Genomic DNA, 24,179 nt, shown 5'->3' on the forward strand with positions numbered 1-24,179 from the left:
TAAGACAGTTTCTAAGTATACCATTAAATCTTTTTTTTTACAACCTTTCGCATCCATAGAGTTGTAAGATATCGTTTTCTATATTCTTCCACTGCCTTTCCTTAGCTGTTTTTATCCCATTAATATAAAGAATATTTCTTAACGCTTCATCTATACAAAGCCTCTCGATTTGTTCCTTTGCCTTTTCGATATTTCCAGCCGGATACAAAAGACAGTTATATTCATTCTGCATATATTCTGCATTTCCTCCATTAGGAACTGCAACCACATACCCACCAGAAGCCATCATTTCTAGTGGAGGATAGGAAAAACTTTCAAGTAAACTTGTTTTTAACAGAATATCGCAAGCAGCATATACTTCCGGAACTTGCTCGTATGGAATTTTATTTAAAAAACGGTCCACATGATACCATCTTTGTGGCTCTCCTTTATATGACATGTACCATACTTCAAAATCATCTAGATTCAACTGGTCAATAATTTTGAAAGCCTCATCCACATTCTTGTAAGCCACACTGCAATCCCCTTCAATTAGTATCCGAATTTTTCCTTTCATACATCGTTGATCCCCTAAGAATCTGTCCGTTTCCAGCCCATTCGGCGCATACAAGGCTGTCTTTCTATATTTATCTTGCAACCACTTTTGACACCATTTAGATATCGTTAAGAACTGAATATCTCCATAAACCATATAAGTTTGATTCGCCAACACTCTCAACGGATCTCCTGGTGCATAAAAATTAGTTTCAAAATTTTGAACCAAATAACATTTTCTTTTTATATTAGGATACGTTTCCACAAATTTGACAGTTGTCCACATTGTTGCAATTGCACAGCCGATTTCTCCTGTTATCTTTGTTTTTTCTAGAGAAATAACTGGGAAACAATGCCCTTCAAATTCATACCACTCAGTTTCCCCGCTTAACAAAATAAGTAGGACATCTTTTCCACTGCTCTGCAAAATTGCCGCATGCTTTAAGGCTACTTTAATTCCTCCGCTTATTTCTAGACTAGGAAGAATAAATGCATAATTAAGATTTAATTCTTGTTGAAAAATATCTGCAATGCCATTTCCCGTCATAATTGTGCTGTAATATTCCATACAATATGAATACGCTGCTTCCGCAAGTAAAAAACGATAACCTTGGTCTTCAATTAATCTGCATAATTCTTCTTCCCATTCCGCGAGCGTTCGACACAATACTCCTGTTTTTCCATTCTCAATAGAATCATGAAAAGCCCCTACATCACTTGCTATAGTCACAACTTTAACTAGCGCTGCTTCTACCCACTTATTTTCTGATTTAGCACGATTAAAAATAGTATCCTTTAGAGGTGCTAAATTTATATCCACACTGGCAATCATTTCTGGAAGCTTTCTCCAATCACTAAATGGTATACTCTCTATTCGATGTTCATACTTTTTTAAGGCTTCTGGTAAATCTAATTCTCCTACCAGACAAAGAATAACCTGCGAATATTTGTCCATAATATTTGTCAATACTGGCATAATCATTTCAAGATCTGCATTATGAGTAATACTACCACTAAAATATCCCAATCTAACAGCTGACACCATGGAATTTGTTTTGTGATTTAAAGCCTCCTGAGAAAGCTGTATCATTTTTTCTGAAGCTCTATTTCGATTTATATATACATTTTGTGAATACCGTTTGAGTTCATCAGCTAGGCAGTTAGTTGTAGTTACAACCATATCGCACTGTTGAAGTAACCGTTTCATATTATTGACGTTCTCATCATACGCTTCCTTATCTGAAGATGCCATAGATCTTACATAAGGAATCTGATCTGTATATTTAGTATCTATTACCAAATCATCAATGTCGTATATAAGTTTTTTATTAAGCTTTTTAGCCTGCTCTATAAAATTGCCAATTTGCTCTGTATATGGACAACGAAAAAAAACAAATGCCCTGTAATACCTAAGGTATTCGTTCTTTATTTTACGAAAATATATCTCGTCTGTCGAAAAATGATATGCCTCCAACTGTTCTCGTTGGTGTTTCACACGGTATCTCCACGGATGCGGTAAATCCTCATTGCATCCGCTAATAAATAGAACATCTTTATACTCACTTTTCACAGTTTTTAACTCCGTGATTCTTTTCCTAACAAAACGTTTTGTTCTTCCCGCAAAGCCAACGATCCCTTCTTCAGTAAGAGAATGAATTGCTTTTTCTCCCAGATTTTTTTCTCTATTCTGCATATCTTCCCTTCTCCAATGATACCATACTTTATAATTTCCTAAGTCTTTTTAACAAAGGATGATAATTTCCATCTCCCTGCTCTATTTCGTCTTTCCACCTAGTCGTAAATTTTTCGTTTTTCTTCCATTGTTTTGTTATAGGGTCTTTTTTATTATAAAACATGTCAGCAAAGCATGTCCATACATTCCACCATCCTTGTCTCCTGCTCCTTAAGCATAAATCTGCGTCAGCACAGGAATCCATCAAAACGTCAAATCCGTCTAGCTCAATAAATTTTTCTTTAGAAATCATCATACATATGGAAGTCAAAATTGTTGTATTACGCACATATTTCATATTTGCTTCATATCCCTGATCTGAATCTACTCTATTAAAATTTACGGGATAAATCCCTGAATTTGCATCTTTATCCAACACTGCTCCCGCAAAATAAATTCTGTTATCCTTATATTTTATATATGCACCTACAACTCCTACATCCCTACGCTGAGCAAACATCAACAATTCTTCTATCCACTTTCTATTTCTCGGAAGACAGTTTTCACTCAAACAGATATAATATTGTCCGTGGCACAGTTCAGCCGCACAATTAAACCACTCATATTTTCCACATTCCCTTGACAATGTTGAAATACATATTTCATCATCCTCCACGCCGAGCTCCTTTTTATCTATTATAAGCTCCAAGGGACGATAATCAGTCCTGTCAATCAACTCCTGTATATACTTTACCGCTTGATCCTTGTTAAGATCTCCAGACACTAAAATACTTATCAGAGGTCTTTCCTTCAATTCATATTTTATTCTATAGATAGTTTCATATGGCAAATTACAATTCACTTTTCCCTGCTCACTACTTCTTACCAGCTGTCCTGCTATCGCTCTTTTAGCCGCTTCAACTGCGTAGTGTTTTACAGAAAGATCCAATGCAACAGATCCCTGATGAACACGCCAATAATACAAAATCTTTGGAATGTGCACTATCTTTCCCGCCTTTTCAGTCAACCTAAGAACCATATCATAATCTTGGCTCCCTTCACATTCTATTCGATATAGCTCATCCAAATCATCCAACAAACTTTTCTTAAAAACTGTAAGATGGCAAATATAATTATGAGAACGCAGTTCATCTTTTCCAAAACCATTTTTACAAACAATATCTACTGAGTTTTCTATTGAGTCCTGGAATTTCATTTCGTCTGTATAAATAAAATCAGCACCATTCTGTGCAGCTGAAGCAACTTCATATAACGCCGAAGGGCTTAGCAGATCATCATGATCCACTAAGCCGATATAATCCCCTCTCGCCATTGTCAGGCACTGATTTGTATTTCCTACAATTCCTTCATTCTTATCCAACTTCCTATAGATAATCCGGGAATCCTGCTCTGCATATCGTCGACATATTTCACCCACATATTTATGCGTATCATCGCTACCATCAGCCAAACAAAGCTCCCAAAATATATATGTCTGATTTTGAACAGATTGCAACAGCTCTTCAAGAAAAGCCTTCGGTGTATTGTACAATGGCGTAATAAGACTAATCAGAGGCGGATTCACCCATACTCTTTCTTTTTGTCTTTCTCTTTCTGCCTCTGATAATAAATGAAACCTTCTTATTACTTTTAGCTCTTTCTTATATTGTATTTTCCGTTTAATAAATGATCGTATCATAATAAAATTTATAGCCTTTATCTTTTAATTACATTCGCAGACTGAAATTAGGCAACATAAGTGTCAAATTAGGATTATAATAAGGATCACCTTTTTCTAAAATATCATACCATTTTTCATGGAAAGTCTCAATTTCTTGATTGAATCTGCGAACCTTTTCTTCCGTATCTTCCATGCCTCTTGATTTTGATTCATAATGAAACAACTCCGCATAGGGGTTATACACTATTAAATAACCTGATTTACGAAGTTTCAAACAAAAATCAATATCGTTAAATGCAACTGCCAATCGCGGATCAAATCCTTCTACTCTTTCAAAAGCTTCTTTTTTTACCATCACACAAGCTGCAGTAACAGCATTATAGTCTTGTGCTATAATAATTCTACCAAAGTATCCAGGCGAATTTTCATCATCACCTGCAAATGCATGTCCTGCAACTCCCCGGAGCCCTATAATCACACCTGCATGCTGAATTGTTTTATCCGGATAATATAAACGGGCTCCTACGGCTCCGACATCCGGTCTTTGACAGTATCCCAACAGTTCCTCAATACAATTCTCATTAATAATTTCTGTATCATTATTCAGGAACAAATAATACTCCCCACTTGAGCAAGATACTCCAAAATTATTTATAGAAGAATAATTAAATTCTTTATCCCAGACAACAACCTTAACCTTACTATTTCTATTCTTTAATTCTTCGTAATACTCAAATGTCTCTTCTTTTTCACTATTGTTCTCTACTATAATGTATTCAACATTTGTATAAGATGCCTTATTTTCTATTGAAGAAATACACTTTTCCAAATCGTCAATATGATCCTTATTAGGTATGATAATAGAGACCAGCGGATTTCCACTAATTTCATATCTACTTCTGTAAAATCCCATATATTTTGTTGATTCTACTTTTGCCGGAATGCCCACACGATTATAATGTGCTTGAACCGCCCTTTCTCCTGCTTCAAATGCATAACGCTTACTTTCCGGATTCTCTGCTGTAGAATCTTTATGCGCCCTCCAATGATATAATACTTTAGGAATATGTTTGATTTTCCCTGCATGTTCCACACACCTAAGCACAAAATCATAATCCTGCGCTCCATCAAATTCTCCATTAAGTTGTCCTGCCAAATTATACAACTCTTTTTTTACCATTGTTAAATGGCAAAAATAATTTGTAGCCCGTAACATATCAATATTAAAATCCGATTTAAAATTAGGTTCAAAAAACTCCTTTCCATCCATGGAAATCTTATCCTCGTCCGTATAAATCATATCTATATCCGGATCTTCATTTATAGCTTTTACACACTCAAATAATGCATCCGGTGTAAGAAGGTCATCATGATCCATAAATGCAATCCAATCTCCTGACGCTTGTTCCAATGCCTGATTTGTGTTATCCGCAATCCGTAAAGGCTCATTATTTCTGATTACTTTAATCCTATAATCTTTTTGTTCACATTTCCTCAAAAAATCTTCCAATGGAGAATTTTCTCCGCTACCATCAGACAAACACAGTTCCCAGTTTTTGTATGTCTGCTGTTTCACAGATTTAATCATATCTTTCAAGAATGGAATAGGTGTCTTATACAAAGGAACCACTATAGAAATTTGCGGAGTTACTTTAAGTTTTTCCTCTCTTTGCTTTTTCAAATCATGTCTTGTTGGTATATGTGCTTTTCTCCAATAATCATAACTTGTCAGCTCTTTCCGTTCCAATTTTTCTATGGTTCTCTTTACTGTGTCTGATATCCCAAAGCGCTGATAATATCTATAGCTCTTTTCACTATATTCTTTTATCTTTTGTACTCCTTTTTTTACATGAGAGGCTTTCAATATCACGGAATATTCTGCTTCTCTTTTCCCATCACTTAAATGCACTTTCACCTTAGACGGTACCTTGCCATAATAAGACAGATCAAATCCATATATATCCGACTGATTACATTCTGGATACTGATTATAAACATCCTGACGTGTTTTTCTCTTTATTTTGACAGGCAAAAGATTATCCTGTGAATCATAACATTTCACTTCCAACTCACCTGTTAAAGTTATAGCCCAACCTCGTATCATAAAACCATTTTCTTTTATCTTTCCGCCGTCAATATATTTATCCAGCATCCTTTTCTTTTTTAATAATTTTTTCCCAGCAATCCTATATACCTCTTTTTTCTGTCCTTCAAGGTAATCCATCACTATTAAAGAAACGGATTCATCAATCTCTTCAGGTAGATCAACCCATAGTGAATATATATATTTAGGATTCTCCCTATCGGAGTCCTGTAGTGCAATCCCTATATTCAAGTGTCTTTCCAATATACATTGTACTTTTTCAGTGCCTAAAAAAACCTGAAGTTTATGCTTCGTTTCTTCTCCCTTAGGAAACCATCCTCTTATTAATAACTTCCTTCTATCTTTAGCATGAAACCTATAACCTTCTATAATAAATTTATTTTCCATAGCCACTCTCCTCATTCACTACATACTCATTGTTCTTTATACCAAATTTCATAGCTATTATCAGATGTAGATGAATAGTAACAATACCCCATATCTTTCATCCATTCATCATAACCGCTATTCTGTAAAACAACACAATTGGCACCTATATGATTAATTTCCGCTTCAAACAGCTTTGCTTTCTCATCATCTGGATTCGCCACAAAAGCATCATATGTTTCCTGTTTGTATCCTTCAAGATTTGATCCATTATTAACAGGAAATCGCTCTGCTGCTGAAGCCGAAATAATATCTGGGGCAAAACTTCTTATTGATACCGCGAGAGAATGCAAAGTTCCATCAACACTTACTAATTTTGGCATAACAACACATAATTGCTCTTGAGTTTTTTCAGCTAGATTCTCAAGCTCCTCACCCAAATTTATTGTAGAGTTCGGAGTAAAATATATATTATTCTTCATAACACTCAGGCATTGTTTTAAATCTGCCTTTTTGGAAGGGTTAGTAGGCAAAATTTCTCCTCCATAACTTCGGAATCCCCAAATTGAAGCTACCGTAAAAACAATTCCACTTAAAATAAATAATATGCTAATAACATTTTCTCTTGTTATTATTTTATGTAATAAAATAATAAGGTAAAATGTATTTAATATAATCAGAAAATATACTATTGCTGTCCAAGCTCTTCCTGCCACAAAGCCATATACAGAAAATGTTTCAAACAAATCATTTATTTCCGGCAAAAGCATAAATCCCAAACTCACAATAGTAATAACATTAATCCGAATTATTAACTCATTCTTCAATAAGAAACTGCAAAGAAATATTATAAGACACGGAACGATAATATAAGATTGTACTGTATTAAGGACATCTCCTCTTACTGTTTCTTCTATAGCTGTATGATTTGGTATAACAATTGCTATTAAAATATACAATATTGCATATATTGTCCCTATTATTCTCCCTTTCTTTTCCATATCAAATACTAGCCATACTATCAAAACAGCACTTCCTACAATAGCAATCACCGGAAGCGAAATTGCCGATTTTGATATAAGTACTATTGAAACACAAATCACACTAAGTACAATCATAAACAGGGATTTTTTGTTTCTGTACTCCATATATATATTAGCAAATAGGAAAACTCCAAATAACTTAACCACAGAAGCCCCTAAAAACATTCCTGTATTAAGATGAAACATATCCCGCAGTTTAAGCATTCCTGAGTTAGACAAATATAGATAATATGCGCTTAATAATATGACAATTGTGCTTCCATATTGTATTGTCGCTTTTTTTAACCTTAATATTCCTTTTTCAACTAAAATTTCTCCAAATGTTTGTATTAGGTTTACAAATAAAAAATAATAGAAAGCAGACTGAAAAAGTCTTAAAAATAATGTTGGTGAAACCCCTAATACCTTCACATAGACTGATGCTTCCAATTCCCATGTATTAACTATATAACTGTTAAACCCTGTATTTTCAATCCCCACTGCATAATTTATGTTATTTCCTATTTCTGAATATGGTAAAGTAGCAACTTTTGTAATATAGTATCCATCATCCAAATGATTTCCCAACCAGAAACCAGCGTAATAAAAAGCAAGTATAACGACTAAAATAATACTTACTATATAAAGATACCAATTGTCGGCAATATATTCTTTTATCCCAACAGGACTGAAAGAAATACTATCTTTTTTACTTTTATATAATGAAAATCCTAATACGAAACACCACAGCACTCCTACATACAGGGCAAAGAGATTCCATGGTACATTAGCCAGTTGCATAACAATACCTGCAATAGCAATCAGGCTACTATACACCATATATCCGGTAATTAAATTATGGGCTACACTTTTTTTCCCTCCATTAATAGCATTTCCCAAATAATATAATAGCACTACAAAGAGAATCCAAAACAAACTACATATTAGATATTCTTTCATTTTTTATTTGCTCCTGTTTTCTTTATAAAAATCCCGCTCATCTTTTTGATTAATTGCTATCTGCTGTGTCAAATTGTCAACTTTATTCTCCAACTGTGAAATTTCTAAAGTTGTATAAAAATTTTTTACAATCAATACAAAAATAATCATCAAAAATACTAGATTGACTGGGGATTGAAAACCAATAAAGTCTGAAATCACATAAACCAGCTGTGGAAAAACTCCCATAACAATTAAAACAACTGAAAATCCCAGCCAAAATATTGTATATTCTATCTTTACTTTTGATTGCCTTATTTTCTTTATCATATAAACAAACAATAAAATCGCGCTAACAATTAACGCAAGTCTTAAAAATCCACTCATTCTTCGCACCTTCTATTTATTTCTTTTCCTAAAATTTTGCACTAATATGATAGAAACCAACATTCGAATCATATATCTTGCGGAACCCAAAATATTCAGGTAACTTTCGCCAAATTGACGTTCCTCCATCTTCACCTGAACCTCCGAAATTTTCGCTCCGTTTTTCAACAAATAAGAAACCGTATCTGGTTCCGGTCCATAGTTCAAATTCTGTGCAAACTCTTTTATCATTTCTCTTGAAAACATTCTCATTCCTGATGTAGGATCTGATACCCTAATCCCAGTAGTTAATTTTATTGCTACGGTAATCATTCTGCTTCCTATCATACGTGCTGATTTATCTTTTCGGACGTTTAAGAATCTAGACCCAATAACGATATCATATCCTTCTTTAATTCGGTTGAGCATTGCCTGAATAAATTCTGGTCGATGCTGACCATCCGCATCAAATTGAATAGCATAAGAATATCCCTTTGTATACGCATATTTTAACCCAGCCTGAAAAGCTCCTGCTAAACCTAAATTTACAGGAAGATCAAGTAATTCGTACCCATTTGCTCTACAAATCTCTGCTGTTCTGTCTTTAGAACCATCATTAACAACCACATAGTCATATTGAGGATAATTACCAATTATATACTCCACTACATTTTCTATATTATCTTGCTCATTATAAGCAGGAATTACAATCAAAAGTTCGCTATTCATGCTCATTTTTCCTTTCGTACAGTTTTCTTTCCTTTGCTCTCACATATTATTTCCACTTGTTTTTCTACAATATCCCATGTAAAATTTGCTGAAAGCCGATTATATGTTAATTGTACAGCTTTTTTTCTCTTCTCTGTTTCTTCTAGCACCTGCTTAAACGCCTCGTATAAAGTTGCTTCATTATTATCCGGAATAACTGTCCCGTAGTCTTGATTAATTAATAACTCTCTCGCTCCGCCTCGTGCAGTAGTTATAATATAACATCTACACGCTGCCGCTTCCAATAGCGATGTAGAAAATCCTTCTGAGAAAGAAGGTAAACAAAAGATATCTGTCTCTGTCAGTAGAGTAATAATATCTTTAAATTCAATCCTGCCAAGCGGTATTATATAATCCGTTCTTCTTTTCTCTATTTCTTCTTCCAAATCCCCATCACCTGCGATAAATAGATAAAGATTTGCATATTTTTTATGTAATTGTTCTAAAACATTTAACAGAATAAGTATCCCTTTTTCCTTTAACAATCTCCCTGTAAAAGTTATAACTATTGCATCATCAGGAACATTGTATTTTTTTCTAAAACACTTTTCTGTATTTCTTTTTAATAATTCCACTTCATTTAAATCAATAGAATTATATAATACTCCTTTAGCCTTTATATGAAAATGTTGCAGCCACTGGTTGCAAGCCTCCGAAACCCCATAGTAATCCTGGCAGAATAACTGTCCAACCTTAGTCAGGCAATGTTCATACACTCCCCCAAGAAAATCCCATAATCTGCTATGTACAGACAAATGGCTTGTCCCATGTTCTATCGTAATACACTTTACTCTTTTCATTTTAGCAAAAATCATTCCATATAAAGAATGTAGATAAAATCTAGTATTAACAATGATCATATCAAACTGCTTCTGAAATAAAATTTCATGAATACAAAAAAATTCTTTTGTCAGTTTAAGAACAGGATATCTTCCATCTAATAAATCAATACAAGGCAAACGAAATACTGGTATTCCATCCACTATCTCATATGATTTTAAACGAGCCACATTAGATGTTACTACTATAACTTCATTTCCCCGTTCCAATAATCTTTTCGAAAGATTATATGTATATCTTTCCACTCCTCCTAAATGCGGAAAATACTGTGCTGAAAATATACAATATCTTTTTCTTTTCATTTAATATCTCCATAATTTCTACACTTTTTTATAGTAAATCAACCATACTAACCTTGCCGGAATATAGGCCAACACCGCCAAAGTTTTATATGGAGCTACTGAAAATACTTTTTGTTTGCTCATAATACAACCAACTATACATAGCATTGTATGATAAAAACGTGTTTTTATATTTTTAGCATAAATCACACTTTGTCTTCTTAACTCGGTATAGCTAATAGGATTTTCTTTTATTAACCTTCTGACATTATGTGTATATCCATCTTGTAAATATTCTCCTACTGCAACAATTTTGCGCAATATAAACAGTTTATACTTTTGATCTATTTGCTGATACACATAACTTTCACCCATAAATTTTTCATTTTCTGCAACCCAAAATGGATATTCTTTCAAAATTTCAGTCCTATATATTAATTCTGTATCCCCTTTAAAATGATAGGAACTATACAACTCTCCTAAACTACTTTCTTTTATTCTTTCTGGAAAATATGTTCCAATAGGCTGGTCTTCCGTTTTTCCTCGAAGAGCAACCATTCCTGCCAAATTTTTATTCTTTCTTATCTTTTTCCACTGCTGCAAAATAATCTCCACCGCGTCTTCTAAAAGATATTCATCAGAATCAATGCACATAAAAAGTTCCGTTTTTGCATTGTTAACGCCTCTGTTAAAAGCTCTTTGCTTTCCTCCGTTTTCCTGTTTATAATAACAAATCTGAATCTTATTTTCTTTAATCCATGTATCAACTATCTGTTCTGTATTATCTGTAGATCCATCATCTACGATCAACCATTGAAAGTCTATATTTCTCTGTTTCTTCAGACTTTTATACAATTTTTGCAAAATATATCCTCTATTATAAGTAGGCGTAAATATTGTTAAGGTTTTCTTACACATTTTCTTCTTACTGGCTCCTTCCATTTTTCAGGTAAAACTCCTGTATATCCAATGCCGTATGCCTTATATCAAATCCTGCTTCTTCTACAACTTTACTCCTATCTTTCCTCTCAAATTTTTCTAACACTGCCAAAATTTTTTTAGACCATTCACTTGCACCCGCTCCTAAAGAATACACATATACGTTATCCGTAATAATCGCCTCTTTTGCTATGCCATCCGAAAAAAAACATGGTAACCCAGATGCTTGCGCCTCCACTCCCGCAATGCCAAGTCCTTCAAAAACAGAGGGAAAAACAAATACGTCAAATAAATTCATCAAATCCGGGATATCTTCTCGTATTCCAAGAAAAAAAACCTTTCTTTCTAATCCTTTTTCTATAACCAATTGTCTAATTTCTTTTTCTAGAGAACCTCTGCCTACTAAAAATAACACTGCATTCTCTATCTTTTTATGAATATCATCGAAAATTTCTATTAAAAATTTATGATTCTTTTCTTGGGAAAACCGTCCCACGTGCCCCAATATAAATTTATCCTCTACTTTAAAAACTTTTTTTAAATTTCTATGCCTTTCAATAGAATATTTATATTTTTCTACATCTATTCCATTGTTTATTATTTTAAAATTATTTTGTCGTACAATTCTTTCTCCATACCTGTCTATTCCTGCCTGCATAGAACATGCCATAAAATAGTCTGCAATATGAATCACCCTGTGATTTAAAATATAATAGATTTTACTACCCCAAAATTGATTAGACTTTGTACTATGACTATGAGCAATGACATATGCTCCATATTTTTTTGCTTTAGCCAAATATAAAGGCGCAAGACTTCCCAAATGTCCATGAACAATGTTATAAGGATGCGCTTTAAAAAATTTTTCGAAATATCTATTTAATTTCAAATAATTATACCCCTTAAACATAGGCATATGATAAATTTTCCCACCTAACTTTTTAATCTCTTTATCATAATCTGCCTCTTCTTTTGAAAACACTAAGAAATCAAATTGCACCATCCGTCTGTCAATCATACGATAGATATTCATAATCAATGTTTCTGCCCCTGCTCGGTCCATTTTTCCTATAACATGAAGTACTTTTACCATACTCTTCTCCCTTCCGGCATTATCTCATCAAAAAATAAGGACATTTTTATTTTTTGATGAAAAGAAATATCTTTTTTCTATAATTATTCAAATATGGATCTTTAATTAACAAAAGTATTCCAAAATAAAAGCCTACACATATAATTACTGTAAACGCTAAACATAAAACTACATTGGAAGTAATTTGGTTCACTCCCCATCTTATAAAGAAAAAGCCTATACAAATACTCAAATAAACTGGGCATCTATAATAGAATTTTTTTACATCTATTATTTTTTTAGAATATCTTAAAAGAACGATATAAACTACTACTTCTGACAGCAAAGTAGCAATTGCTGCGCCTTCAACTCCAAACAAATGGATAAAAAATAAGTTAGCTCCTAAATTAAATACTGCACCACAAACTGTTGATACTAATACCTCTTTATCCTTTTTATATGGAATACAAATTTGATAGGCCATAACACGATTTACTGCTCCTATAACAATTTTTACTGCCAAAATGTTCGCTGCTGTAACACCACCAAGAAATTCTTTTCCACTAAACAATAATATAGAAACATCGCTGGTACACATCATCCCTACAGCAGCCGGAATCGCAATCATAAATAGTATATCCATGGATACCTTCATCAACTCTTCATATTCACGTTTCTTTCCATTTCCTATATAAAATGAAACTCTAGGAAGTATAGTAGATGATATTGTACCAATAAGAGTATTAATAACCAAGTTTATTTTCGTAGCTGCAGTATAAATTCCTACTGCTCTATCCCCCTTCATAGCACCCAGCATAGTTGTGTCCATAGTCATATATAGACTTGTAGCAAGGCTCGTCCCAAAGATAATTATTATTGGCTTCAGATGCTTTCGGTACTCATAGCTCTCCTCCTTCTTTTTCCAATCTACAAACTTTCTTGAATGCCAAAAATTCATCAAGGCTGATCCGCCTGCTGAAATGACAGTTAAAGCTGCATACCAATAATAATCCTTTCTGTCTCGAACCAGAAGAAATAAAAGTATTAAGGATAAAAACTGAAAAAGAATTGCCCTCTTTGTAATATAAGCATATTCTTCTTCAATAGTAAACAACCACTCAATCCCAACAGTAGTAAAAACAATACTGATGCTAAAAATCACCAAGAGGTCTTTATATCCGCGAAGAAAAGGTAGACACAAAAATACCGTTAATAATATATAAGCTATAAATGTTGTGCAAAGGTTAATACGGAAAATCTCTTTTACAAACTTTTGTAACTTTTCCTGATCGTTTCTGATACGAGCTCCCTCTCGTACAGCATACGTATTTATACCCAAAGTTGCAATTAAAGAAAAATAGGTAATAATAGAACTTGCATAATTAACTTTTCCGATACCATCGGCTCCTAGAATCCTAGAAGCATATGGAAATGTTATTAATGGGAACAATACACTCATCAAAGTCTTTATTCCATTAGCTATTAAATTAAAAGTAACTGATTTCTGACTCATATTGACTCCCCATATACTATTCTAATCTCCAAAATCAATCAAATATGGCCTATGATTCACTCTTTTTTCAACTGGAGGCAACTTCATATAGTCCCCAAATATTTTTCTCAAATGTCTATTTACATTATTCGGTACATCAATATAAAAATCATCAAATCTCATTTTCTTCAAAGGGTATATATCCTCTTTTCGCATAGCATTCAGCCATGGCTTGGGTGTCTCAAAAGCCACATAGTATTCTGCATTCTCCCTGTTGTACTTTTGGGATACTTTTTTAAATTTTCTATATATTTTTAATGGGGTAATTCTAAATAATTTTAAAAAACCTCTAACTATAGAACATATCCCAATTGCTACTTTCTTTTTTATTCCTGTATACGGTATAAAAACTGTACCTTTCCCACTTAAAAATAATAGTCTACCTAAAAACCAGGTTTCAAAATATTGAGCTATTTTTTTCGTTTTCCCTAATGCCAAGGAATCATATATAAAAATATCTATACAAATTCCCTGTATATAATTACACTCTTTAGTATCTATCGATACAAATTTAGTGCCTTTTTTTTGGAAGTGTGTAACTGTAGTCGCATAATTATTATTAATTTCCGGAGTAAGGAACTCATATTTCTGTCCCAACTCTCTTTGCGCCACTTCCTTAAACCTTACAAAATCTTCTCTAAACATTGCAACATCTATATCATCATCCCACGGAATAAACCCCTGATGCCTCACTATCCCCAGTGCTGTTCCAAAAACTGCAAAAACATCTATGCCATTTTCTTCACAGATTTTGAGCACATCTTTTAATATTTCTTTTTGGACGTTTTGTACCTTATGCAATGTTTCCTGATCATAATAATCTTCCATGCTTTTCACTCCAATTATATTCCAAATATTTGTGAGTTTTCTTTTGCCTCTACAATTGCCCGAAATGTATAATAATCCGACGGCGTAGTAATTTTAATATTTTCTGGCTTTCCTGTGACAGGATATAATTTAAAACCAGCTCTCGTCATCATCGTTGCCGAATCTACTATATCATTGATTCCCTCCAAGCGAGCGTTATCATGAACCTTCATAATATCTTTATATACAAAACTTTGAGGAGCACGCACAACTCTACATCTACTTCTATCAACATTCTGTACGATTTGTCCCTCATCATTAACAAGCATAATAGTTTCTATAGCTGGAACAACTGTAATGGCGCATCCTTTTGTTTTTGCAACTTGTATATTATCTGAAATCAATTCTGCATCTATCAATGGCCGGACACCATCATGGATCAATACTATAGAATCTTCCTCAATATCCTCACGCATGGCATTCAACCCTTTATAAATAGACTCCTGACCTGTTGATCCGCCAGCAGAAATCCACTTTACCTTTTTCAAACGATATTTATCTAACAATACTTTTAAATAATCTATCCATTCTGCTATACACACAACGGAGATTCCGTCTATTTCCGGATGTCTTTCAAAATGCTCTAACGTATAAACAATAATTTCTTTATCATGAAGTTTAAGAAATTGCTTTGGACAGGTTCTGGCATTCATACGTGTCCCTGTACCTCCGGCAAAAATCACTGCATAATTCATAGGTATCTCCTCTATTATCCAACATAAAATCGCTGTCATTTATAATTTTTCTATTAAATCGTATGTCCTTTTGCAATGCTCAGTATCAAAAGATGGGAAAAACTTATTTACTCTGTCTACATATTTTTCTTCCATTATAAAACCATTTTGATAGGACTTTTCAATTTCATCAACAACCTGATCCAATCCAGTAACTACCGGTCCAAATCCATCCTCTTCAAAATCATAATATTGGCTACCAGCATATTGTTTTTGTGCAAACTCTTCTGCATCAAACTGATAGTACAGCATAGGCTTTTTCATATAACTATAATCCACCGCTACAGAAGAATAATCAGTAACTAAGAACGAGGCTTGTTTTAACAAATCCTGCACAAAATATTCTTCTTTTCTAGCAACAATAATCCTATTCGATATCGACTGAAAATATTCCAAATACTCCTGCGCATATCCATGAAAGTATAAAACCAATCTCAAATCTTGTTTTTCTAAAAAGTCCAAGAGTTCTTCCTTATGCAACAATGCCAAATAATTTTTATAGTAATCTGATTTTAAGAAATCTTTTTGAATCTGCTTTACCCTATCTTTACTTTCAGCATGTCGATAATCTAACCATCTCCGCCAGGTAGGCATAACTACAATCAATTTAGGATCAAGTAAAGAATTATCTAAATTATCTTGCCTGCAAAATCCAACTGCTTTTACTTTTTCTTCTTTTTGATGATTCAAATTCACTATTACCTTTTTTTCAATATCCGAAATCGCAAATATCAAATCGTATGACGTTTTCGTCCCGTCAACTATATTCGAATGTCCACGCGTAAAACCATGATTCAAAAACACATACTTAAATCGGTTAATTCCTATTTCATATATTCCAGCTGATATCCTTTCATCTGGGAATCCATGGTATTTCGTTGTTCCCACATATTTACTCGCGGCCCAAAACAAAAGGTAATGTTTCAGACTTCCATGCTCAATGTAATTTCCCAATTTTTCGATTTTAAAGAAGTCAGAAGCTTCTTTTTTAATAGGATAGAAAACTTTTTTGTCTGGATAATATTCCCTGACATATTTAAAAAGCCAATACCCGTTATCTCTGGCATTTTCCGGATATTCAGAAATTATCCATATATCATCATTCATCACCTTATATATTTTCCCTGGAATAAAGGTAACAGCTAATTTTGCCATATATGGGATATCTTTAAATCGAATTGTATTTATCAATTTTAAAGTATCTTTAATATGCATATTTATTTTCTCCCTACTTTAAATCTGCTAATTTCATATCCTGAATCATCTTTTCATATGCTTCTTTCATATCTATTTGAGGTCTCCAGCCCAATTTTCTAAGTTTTTCCCCTGAAAGTTTCATTTTAACCTTAGGTGCATATCCAAATGATAAAGCATTTTCAGGAATTTCATATTTAACACTTACCTTTCCATCAGCTATGTTTCTCGCCACAAAATCTGCCATCTCACGTATTTCCATATGCATTTTCTCATTAACTACATTATACGCTTCTCCAGGATTTCCTTTAAGAGCTATCAAAATTATCCCTTCAATTGTATCTTTAAGATAACAATAATTTCCTTCTGATTTTCCATCAGAGTGCAAAATAATATCTTTGCTTTCTATAACGCTTCTTGCTATTTGTGCATAAATTCTATTATCATCTTCAAACACACCGGCTCCAAAAGTCTGTGCTAATCTGGCCACCTTAACCGGTACTTCATATTCTGCCTGATATGCCTTGCACAGACATTCACAAATTCTTTTCCCCTCCGAGTAGCTGCTCCTCACATTAAACAAGTCTATATAACCCAAATCTTGTTCTTTAACAAAATTTAAATTTTCATCCGGAATCCCATACACTTCCATAGAAGAAATATATACGAAACCTTTCACCTTGTTACTATGAGCCAAATCTAACATATTCCTTGTTCCCTGATATGCAATTTCTATCGTCCCTACTGGATCATTAACCATGGTTTTTGAAGCCGTAATACTTGCTGCATGAAAAATATAATCAATCGGCTTTTCATACGATATGTTTTCTCTTATATCTCCCACATATATTTCCAAATTCTTTTCATGTAATAAATCCCCATAACATCGAGCAGCTTTATTTTCATTGCGTACCATAGCCACAACATGTATATTCAAATCTAACTTCTTATTACAAAGCAGAAAAAGCTTTACCAGTGATGAACCGATTAACCCCGTAGCTCCAGTGATAAATACTCGGGAATCACGAAATAAACTAAAATCAATATTACCTTCTGCTATACTCTCCAAGTCCTTCTTCTGTTCTGTTATACTTTCAAACTTCATAAATCTTCTCCTCTATTTTTATAAAGTTACAATAATCCCAAAAAATCTTCATTTTTTTACCTTTATTCTTTTTATAATACCAGATAAAATCCATCCTCCCAACAATGAAAGGAAAATATACGATATACCAAACAAACTAATTTGGTGGTATTCTACAATTTCAATTCCTACATATGAAAATCCTAAAAGAAATACTCCTCTAAAAGCAACATGGAATACATAAAGCTCTAATGTAAAAGTTCCAATCTTTTTAACAAAAGAATCTATCACTGTACCTTCATAAGTCTTAATAAGGAAAAGCGCTAAAAATGCTGTTCCCACACCAATTCCGCCTAATAACAAGCGTGAAATAACCGCAGCGATACCAGCATCTACATAGGATAATCCGTATATAAAAGGTGATTTCAACAATATAATCAAAAGAAAGATGCTCCACTCACCAATCGTTACTTTTTCATTTTCATATACTTTAGATGAGCACAGAGATCCTATAACAAATACGGGAATCCTTGTAAGCAAAACTTCATAAGCGCCAAAAAATTCGGGCACATATTTTTCCATTATAAATAGAGAAGAAATAGAGAAGAAATATATAATACTAAAACAGCAATAATAGTATTCTTCTTTTCATCCCTTAAAAATTTTTCAATAAATGGATAAATCAGATAGCAGATTATAATTGCGGACAAATACCAGAACGAGCTTACATGATCATCAAAAAAACATAGTTGCTTTACAAATTTGGAAAAGTTATGTCCTACAATTAAATCTCTGACTATCAAAAAAGGAATACAAAATACTATATATACCTTCAAAATTTTCCAAACTCTTCTTTTGTAGAAATTCCAAATGTTATGCAAATTAAGCTTATCATACTATTTCATTGCATAGCGCATGGATATCCCTGACAAAAATAAAAATACATCAACTCCTATATATCCATTTAAAAATATGACAGAAGAAATCCAATTAAAACTCAACTGGTTTTGAAAGGTTTCATAAACATGAAATATCATTATCCACAATATAGACAATCCATATAACTGATTTCTGTATTTACTCAGGTCTCCCCAATACATCTATGTTCCTCCCACCTCCTATACAGTCTTACAAATTTTATCACTTTTCCTTTTATATTTCAAGAGAATGAACATACAGCAAATACTAATATTTTAACTACATATTAATAACTATACCAAAAAATCGCTGGAATTTTTATAATCCCAGCGATTTTCCAGAAATTTTTATATATTCTTTTACATTAGTATATTAAATTTATTCCCACAATATTCTATCAGCTGTAATAGATGTGACACCTTTATCAATTAACACTTTTGCTGTATTTATATCTTTTACAGTGTATACATTAAGATCAATTCCTCTTTCATTTAGTTCACTGAAATTGTTCTTCAACACATTATTATATTGAACAGAGACTCCTATATTATAATTTTGGAGCCAGTCATAATCCAAATATCCTGTAGAATCAACCCCATAAGTAAGCGTAATATTAGGATTTAACTCTCGTAACGACTGAAGATATAAATTATTAAAGGATGTAACTATTGAAGAATCTTGCAAACCATATTCACACAAAATCTCATAAAGTCTCTCCACACTTTCAAATGAATTTAAATTTTTGGCATCCAGCTGTGGTATGCATCCATATTGAATACATATTTCTAGAAACTCCTCTACCGTAGGAATTCGCAAATCGTAATCATCATACTTTCCTACATTGGCCCCTAACGAAATATGATAAGTATTGTAATCCTGTAGTTCTTCATATGTCAAATCTGAAATCTTTGCATTTACACCACAAATGTTACTCAAAGAATTATCATGTGAAATTACAAATACACCATCTTTTGTTTCTATTACATCTGTTTCTATAGAATCAAATCCAGATTGTCCTGCCAACTCAAACGCTGGAAGAGAGTTGTCTGGCGCCTGACTGCTTAGACCTCTATGGGCAGTAAAAAACACTTCATCCTTGCCAATACTGTCCCGAACCACCTGTATCTCCATTTCTTTTTCAATAGTTCTGAACAATTTGTCCTGCGCTTTCACCGTAATAGTATAATTGCCAGAAATGACCGGTGTCCAGGTCACAGAGTCTCCTGCAATTACCTGACCTATACTTCCGCTTTCCTGGGTTGTGTTATTGCGCCATGAATACTGGCAAATAACATCATCATCCGTACCTTCTACTGTATTATATAGTTCCACTGCAGTATTTACATTGCATTTTGATTCTTCAAGATCTGTGACAATGTCCGAGAGTTTCCATTCTGGTACTTCCTCTTCCACAATATTTTTATTTATGAAAGACACTGACGAATCAAATGTCCTTGCGTTTTGGGGAAGCAATAAAATTTGTATTCCTTCCATACGGTATGCAAAACCTTCTGTTCCCGCTTCTTCTCCATTTTTAGCCCAGCCTAACCAACCATAATGTTGTACGTGCACACGATAATAAACATCACAATGTTTTTCAATCTCGCCGGTTAAACGGATACGAATTGCTTCTAAACGTTTTGCCTGACCTTCTGTACCCGACTTCTCCCCGCTTTTTTTCCACTTTTCTTCCCAGCCATATGTCTGTACATGTGATTTATATTCTATATCTCCTCCATACGGGCTATCTTTCAGCTCTATCTCGATGCTTTCCAACCGTTTAGCTAAGCCGACTGTTCCTGCTTCCTGCCCATTTGTACGGCTATCCTGCCATCCCATCGTCTGTACATGGGTAACATAGCCAACACCTGTTTGAGCATTTAAAAAAGAATATTCTTCACTTCCCGGTGAAGGATCCCCTTTATCTACCAGAACCATTTCAATTGCTTCTATTTGTTTAGCGTAACCCTCGCTTCCTGCTGTCCCTCCATTTTTGGCCCAGCCAAGCCAGCCAAAAGTCTGAACATGTACTCGGTAATAAACATCATACAGCCGTTTCAGATCTCCTGTCAGTTTTATCTGCACGGCTTCCATCCGTTTTGCCTGACCTTCCGTACCTGACACTTCTCCGTCTTTATGCCATCTGTTTTCCCAGCCATATGTTTGAACATGACTGCGATATAATACATCTCCCGAAAATCCACGGATATTCTTAACTTGAATTTTCAGGGCCTCCATCCTAAGGCCGGACCCGACCGTTCCCAAACGTTCTCCATTATTTTTACTATCCACCCAGCCCAATTTTTGTATATGGCCCGAATAAGATAAAATTACAGACTCATTAGAGCGAACTGTACCTGCTGCCATAGCAATATTCTGCGGCAGCAACAATACAGCCAGCAAAATTATTATACATTGTTTTATTTTCTTTTTCACTTGTATCCTCTACACTTCTAATCTATTTTTTAATTATACACCACCACAGTTGACCCGCTCGGTATCGTATCATAAATCCATTTTGCATTGTTGATATTCAAACGCACACATCCATGAGATAATGCAAGCCCAAGCCTGCTGTCTGCTACTGCTCCATTATGATAATAAGTAGTAGAATGGAACAGATAATCACCATAGAACTGTGTCCACCAGAAACAGCGTACATTTCCGGAATTAAAATAATATCCTCTGCTTCCCACTTTAAAGACTCCGGAAACTGTAGGCGTGCTTGGTGCTCCCACTGTACAGGACCAGTATTTTACGTTTTTCCATGCTCCTCTCCAGCCCTGGTATACACCAACCTTCCGGTTTCCTCTGTCAACCATGATAATATACGGTGTCGAACTACTGTAAAGGTTTGCCCGTGCATACATTCCTGCATCCGGACCTGATACAATTCTTTGTTCTGTATAATAATTCCTATTGGCTCCCGGTGCGCTGGCATCCTTGGAAACCAGTCTGATCTGTAATGCTTCCAGTCTGTAGCCGATTTTTGAAGTTCCTGCTGCCTGCCCGTTTTTCGCCCAGCCAAGCCAGCCATATTTCTGTACATAGGTACGATAATAAATATCATAATATTTGGAAAGGTCGCCTGACAGACTAAACTTCACAGCCTCTATCCCTTTAGAGCCGTCTGTACATCCGGAAACTTTTCCCGCCTCCGACCAGCCGGTCCACCCGGTTTTTGAAAGATGCACTGCATATTTAATAGTTCCGGAAGGCATTGCCTCTGTCCTGCGGTTCAACGTAACAGTAATATTCTCCAGGCGTTTACTCTGACCTGTTGTTCCAAGCGTTCCACCCATCTGAACATTTCCACTGTTTCCTTTTCCCTGGATTGTTCCACTGTAGTACATGTCGCTGGCTTTATATCCCTCAATAAACTTTGTGCCGCTTGTATTCGGCGCCTTTCCGCCTTTTTCTACCAATTGGATCTTAATGGCCTCAATTCGTTTGCTTAAGTCAGTACTTCCGGCAGTTTCACCGTTTACTGCGTAATTTGTCCAGCCAATCTTCGACATGTGAATACTATAATATACATCATAATAATCTGCCACTTCCCCGCTCAGCTTAATCTCAATAGCCTCAATTCGTTTTGCCTGATTAGTGGTTCCGGCAATCTGTCCGTCTTTCTTCCAGCCTTGCCAGCCGATGGACTGTACATAAGTGCGGTATTCAATACTTCCTTCGTATCCAATATTCGGAAGCTGAATTTTAATAGCTTCCATTCTCTTGCCTTTTCCGGTTACTCCGGCAATATCGTTATCAGCTTTTATCTCCTGCCATCCTACAGACTGTGAATGTGCCTGGTAAGATACAAGAGGATACTTAAAGCTTTCCGCTGTCTGTGCGGGCGCATCTTCCCCTTTCTTTATCAGCCGGATCTCTAACGCTTCCATCCGCTTGCCATAGCCCAAGGTTCCGCCTTCTTCGCCGTTTTTCGCCCAACCAAGCCAACCAAAACTCTGTACATGGGCACGATAATAAACATCATACTGATTTGCCATCTCACCGGTCAACCGAATCTGGATTGCTTCCAGGCGCTTCTTTTGTCCGGTAGTTCCGGCAATCTGTCCGTCCCTCTTCCAGCCCTGCCAGCCAATAGACTGTACATGTGTCTGATATTCAATTCCGCCTTCATATTCTTTATCCGGCAGTTTGATTTTAATAGCTTCCATTCTCTTGGCTTGCCCGGTCACTCCGGCTGTCTGTCCGTTAAATTTCTCCGCCTGCCAACCAACAGACTGTACATGGGCCTGATAGGAAAGATCAGGGTATTTATAGCTGTCCCCCTCACCTGTCGGAGCTGCCTCCCCTTTCTTTACAAGACGAATCTCCAGAGCCTCCATCCTTTTTCCATAGCCCAGGCTTCCGGACTTTTCTCCATTAGCTGTCCAATTCAGCCAGCCATAACTTTCTACATGTGCACGGTAGGAAATATCATATTGATCAGCCAGAGAACCGGTCAGACGGATCTGAATGGCTTCCAATCGTTTCCCCTGGCCTGTGGTTCCAGCCTGTGCGCCGTCTTTCACCCAGTCCATCCAGCCATAGCTCTGGGCATGAACACGGTACTCGATTCCAGCCGGCTGCTCCGGTTCTTCCGTAGCCACCTCTGCTGCGTCCAGCCCTGTTGCTTCTGGATCCGTTCCTTCTACAGGTGTTTCCGTTACTCCCTGTTCCGGCATTTCAACCTTCAACTGAATCGCTTCCAGTCTTTTCCCTTTTCCGGTTGTACCGATGATTCCACTGTTTTCTGTCCAGTTGTTCCAGCCGCTGCTCTGAACATGGACACGATAGGAAAGCTTAGGAATCTGTTCTTCCTCCGGCTTATCCTGTTCATTTCCCTCTTCAGTTTCCTCACCAGTTCCGTCTGTGCCTGCCTCTTCTCCTGCAGTAGGAGCCTCTGTTACTGTATCTCCGAAATTTGTCACCCCTGCAGAAGAATCCTTCGTTTCGTCGCTTTCTGCTTTTTCAGTTTCGCCTTGATCTGTAGTATAATCTGTCTCTTTCTGTTCATCTCCAGTTTCAGGTTCTGTTTCCTCCAAACCCGTTTCCCCCGTAACGCCGCCATTTTCCGTCTGATCCTCTAAGCTGTTATCTGCGGTGTCTGAAGTAACTGGAGCACTGGTTACTGTTCCCTCTGATGCCAGAGCACTTCCCGCACTTCCAAAGATCAGAAATGCACTCAGCACAATGGCTGTCACTCCTTTTAAACGCTTCAACTTCTCTCACCTCGATAATTTTCT

18 protein-coding genes are annotated in these 24,179 nt (G+C 35.3%); all 18 read right to left on the bottom strand.

All coding sequences use genetic code 11. The features are described from left to right. Positions 1 to 37: 37 nt before the first annotated feature. A complete protein-coding gene (locus tag EUBC25_RS01890) occupies positions 38 to 2,227 on the bottom strand; it encodes a glycosyltransferase (RefSeq protein WP_230106565.1) in 2,190 nt (729 codons plus the stop codon). 28 nt (positions 2,228 to 2,255) lie between these two features. Beyond that, a complete protein-coding gene (locus EUBC25_RS01895; protein WP_230106566.1) occupies positions 2,256 to 3,905 on the bottom strand; it encodes a glycosyltransferase in 1,650 nt (549 codons plus the stop codon). 28 nt (positions 3,906 to 3,933) lie between these two features. Further along, positions 3,934 to 6,378, bottom strand: a complete 2,445-nt coding sequence (locus EUBC25_RS01900) for a glycosyltransferase family 2 protein (protein WP_230106567.1) — start codon at positions 6,376 to 6,378, stop codon at positions 3,934 to 3,936. Between the two features lie 26 nt (positions 6,379 to 6,404). Further along, positions 6,405 to 8,339 (bottom strand): DUF6077 domain-containing protein, encoded by a 1,935-nt coding sequence (locus tag EUBC25_RS01905; RefSeq protein WP_230106568.1) that lies wholly within the window; start codon positions 8,337 to 8,339, stop codon positions 6,405 to 6,407. Positions 8,340 to 8,342: 3 nt separating this feature from the next. After that, a complete protein-coding gene (locus EUBC25_RS01910; RefSeq protein WP_230106569.1) occupies positions 8,343 to 8,705 on the bottom strand; it encodes a DUF2304 domain-containing protein in 363 nt (120 codons plus the stop codon). A 12-nt stretch (positions 8,706 to 8,717) separates the two neighbouring features. Next, a complete protein-coding gene (locus EUBC25_RS01915; RefSeq protein WP_230106570.1) occupies positions 8,718 to 9,413 on the bottom strand; it encodes a glycosyltransferase family 2 protein in 696 nt (231 codons plus the stop codon). A gap of 2 nt (positions 9,414 to 9,415) precedes the next feature. Next, positions 9,416 to 10,594 (bottom strand): glycosyltransferase family 4 protein, encoded by a 1,179-nt coding sequence (locus tag EUBC25_RS01920; protein WP_230106571.1) that lies wholly within the window; start codon positions 10,592 to 10,594, stop codon positions 9,416 to 9,418. Between the two features lie 18 nt (positions 10,595 to 10,612). Further along, positions 10,613 to 11,515 carry a glycosyltransferase family 2 protein gene (locus EUBC25_RS01925; RefSeq protein ID WP_230106572.1) on the bottom strand — a complete coding sequence of 301 codons (903 nt, stop codon included), beginning with the start codon at positions 11,513 to 11,515 and terminating at the stop codon, positions 10,613 to 10,615. After that, positions 11,499 to 12,605, bottom strand: coding sequence for a glycosyltransferase family 1 protein (locus EUBC25_RS01930; RefSeq protein ID WP_230106573.1), 1,107 nt, complete (start codon positions 12,603 to 12,605; stop codon positions 11,499 to 11,501). The genes EUBC25_RS01925 and EUBC25_RS01930 overlap by 17 nt, the downstream gene beginning before the upstream one ends. Before the next feature lie 46 nt (positions 12,606 to 12,651). Continuing rightward, entirely contained in the window at positions 12,652 to 14,097 is a 1,446-nt protein-coding gene (locus EUBC25_RS01935) for a flippase (protein WP_230106574.1), read from the bottom strand. 21 nt (positions 14,098 to 14,118) lie between these two features. Further along, entirely contained in the window at positions 14,119 to 14,964 is an 846-nt protein-coding gene (locus tag EUBC25_RS01940) for a LicD family protein (protein ID WP_230106575.1), read from the bottom strand. 14 nt (positions 14,965 to 14,978) lie between these two features. After that, complete coding sequence (locus EUBC25_RS01945) at positions 14,979 to 15,698, bottom strand: IspD/TarI family cytidylyltransferase (RefSeq protein ID WP_230106576.1); 720 nt, start codon at positions 15,696 to 15,698, stop codon at positions 14,979 to 14,981. A gap of 39 nt (positions 15,699 to 15,737) precedes the next feature. Next, positions 15,738 to 16,952, bottom strand: a complete 1,215-nt coding sequence (locus EUBC25_RS01950; RefSeq protein ID WP_230106577.1) for a CDP-glycerol glycerophosphotransferase family protein — start codon at positions 16,950 to 16,952, stop codon at positions 15,738 to 15,740. A gap of 13 nt (positions 16,953 to 16,965) precedes the next feature. Beyond that, complete coding sequence (locus EUBC25_RS01955) at positions 16,966 to 18,036, bottom strand: NAD-dependent epimerase/dehydratase family protein (protein WP_230106578.1); 1,071 nt, start codon at positions 18,034 to 18,036, stop codon at positions 16,966 to 16,968. A 48-nt stretch (positions 18,037 to 18,084) separates the two neighbouring features. Next, on the bottom strand, positions 18,085 to 18,585 hold the full coding sequence (locus EUBC25_RS01960) for a hypothetical protein (protein WP_230106579.1): 501 nt from the start codon (positions 18,583 to 18,585) through the stop codon (positions 18,085 to 18,087). A gap of 11 nt (positions 18,586 to 18,596) precedes the next feature. Beyond that, complete coding sequence (locus EUBC25_RS15075; protein ID WP_416386660.1) at positions 18,597 to 18,896, bottom strand: acyltransferase family protein; 300 nt, start codon at positions 18,894 to 18,896, stop codon at positions 18,597 to 18,599. 415 nt (positions 18,897 to 19,311) lie between these two features. Continuing rightward, positions 19,312 to 21,369 carry a glycerophosphodiester phosphodiesterase family protein gene (locus EUBC25_RS01965; protein WP_230106580.1) on the bottom strand — a complete coding sequence of 686 codons (2,058 nt, stop codon included), beginning with the start codon at positions 21,367 to 21,369 and terminating at the stop codon, positions 19,312 to 19,314. Between the two features lie 29 nt (positions 21,370 to 21,398). Continuing rightward, positions 21,399 to 24,155 (bottom strand): L,D-transpeptidase family protein, encoded by a 2,757-nt coding sequence (locus EUBC25_RS01970; protein WP_230106581.1) that lies wholly within the window; start codon positions 24,153 to 24,155, stop codon positions 21,399 to 21,401. Positions 24,156 to 24,179: the final 24 nt, after the last annotated feature.

Source organism: Claveliimonas bilis, from assembly GCF_020892095.1.
GTDB classification, from domain to species: Bacteria; Bacillota; Clostridia; order Lachnospirales; family Lachnospiraceae; genus Claveliimonas; species Claveliimonas bilis.

Bases quoted from the DNA above. Each gene is read 5' to 3' on its own strand.
- EUBC25_RS01890 (WP_230106565.1), bottom strand. From the start codon at position 2,227: ATGCAGAATAGAGAAAAAAATCTGGGAGAAAAAGCAATTCATTCTCTT.
- EUBC25_RS01895 (WP_230106566.1), bottom strand. From the start codon at position 3,905: ATGATACGATCATTTATTAAACGGAAAATACAATATAAGAAAGAGCTA.
- EUBC25_RS01900 (WP_230106567.1), bottom strand. From the start codon at position 6,378: ATGGAAAATAAATTTATTATAGAAGGTTATAGGTTTCATGCTAAAGAT.
- EUBC25_RS01905 (WP_230106568.1), bottom strand. From the start codon at position 8,339: ATGAAAGAATATCTAATATGTAGTTTGTTTTGGATTCTCTTTGTAGTG.
- EUBC25_RS01910 (WP_230106569.1), bottom strand. From the start codon at position 8,705: ATGAGTGGATTTTTAAGACTTGCGTTAATTGTTAGCGCGATTTTATTG.
- EUBC25_RS01915 (WP_230106570.1), bottom strand. From the start codon at position 9,413: ATGAATAGCGAACTTTTGATTGTAATTCCTGCTTATAATGAGCAAGAT.
- EUBC25_RS01920 (WP_230106571.1), bottom strand. From the start codon at position 10,594: ATGAAAAGAAAAAGATATTGTATATTTTCAGCACAGTATTTTCCGCAT.
- EUBC25_RS01925 (WP_230106572.1), bottom strand. From the start codon at position 11,515: ATGGAAGGAGCCAGTAAGAAGAAAATGTGTAAGAAAACCTTAACAATA.
- EUBC25_RS01930 (WP_230106573.1), bottom strand. From the start codon at position 12,605: ATGGTAAAAGTACTTCATGTTATAGGAAAAATGGACCGAGCAGGGGCA.
- EUBC25_RS01935 (WP_230106574.1), bottom strand. From the start codon at position 14,097: ATGAGTCAGAAATCAGTTACTTTTAATTTAATAGCTAATGGAATAAAG.
- EUBC25_RS01940 (WP_230106575.1), bottom strand. From the start codon at position 14,964: ATGGAAGATTATTATGATCAGGAAACATTGCATAAGGTACAAAACGTC.
- EUBC25_RS01945 (WP_230106576.1), bottom strand. From the start codon at position 15,698: ATGAATTATGCAGTGATTTTTGCCGGAGGTACAGGGACACGTATGAAT.
- EUBC25_RS01950 (WP_230106577.1), bottom strand. From the start codon at position 16,952: ATGCATATTAAAGATACTTTAAAATTGATAAATACAATTCGATTTAAA.
- EUBC25_RS01955 (WP_230106578.1), bottom strand. From the start codon at position 18,036: ATGAAGTTTGAAAGTATAACAGAACAGAAGAAGGACTTGGAGAGTATA.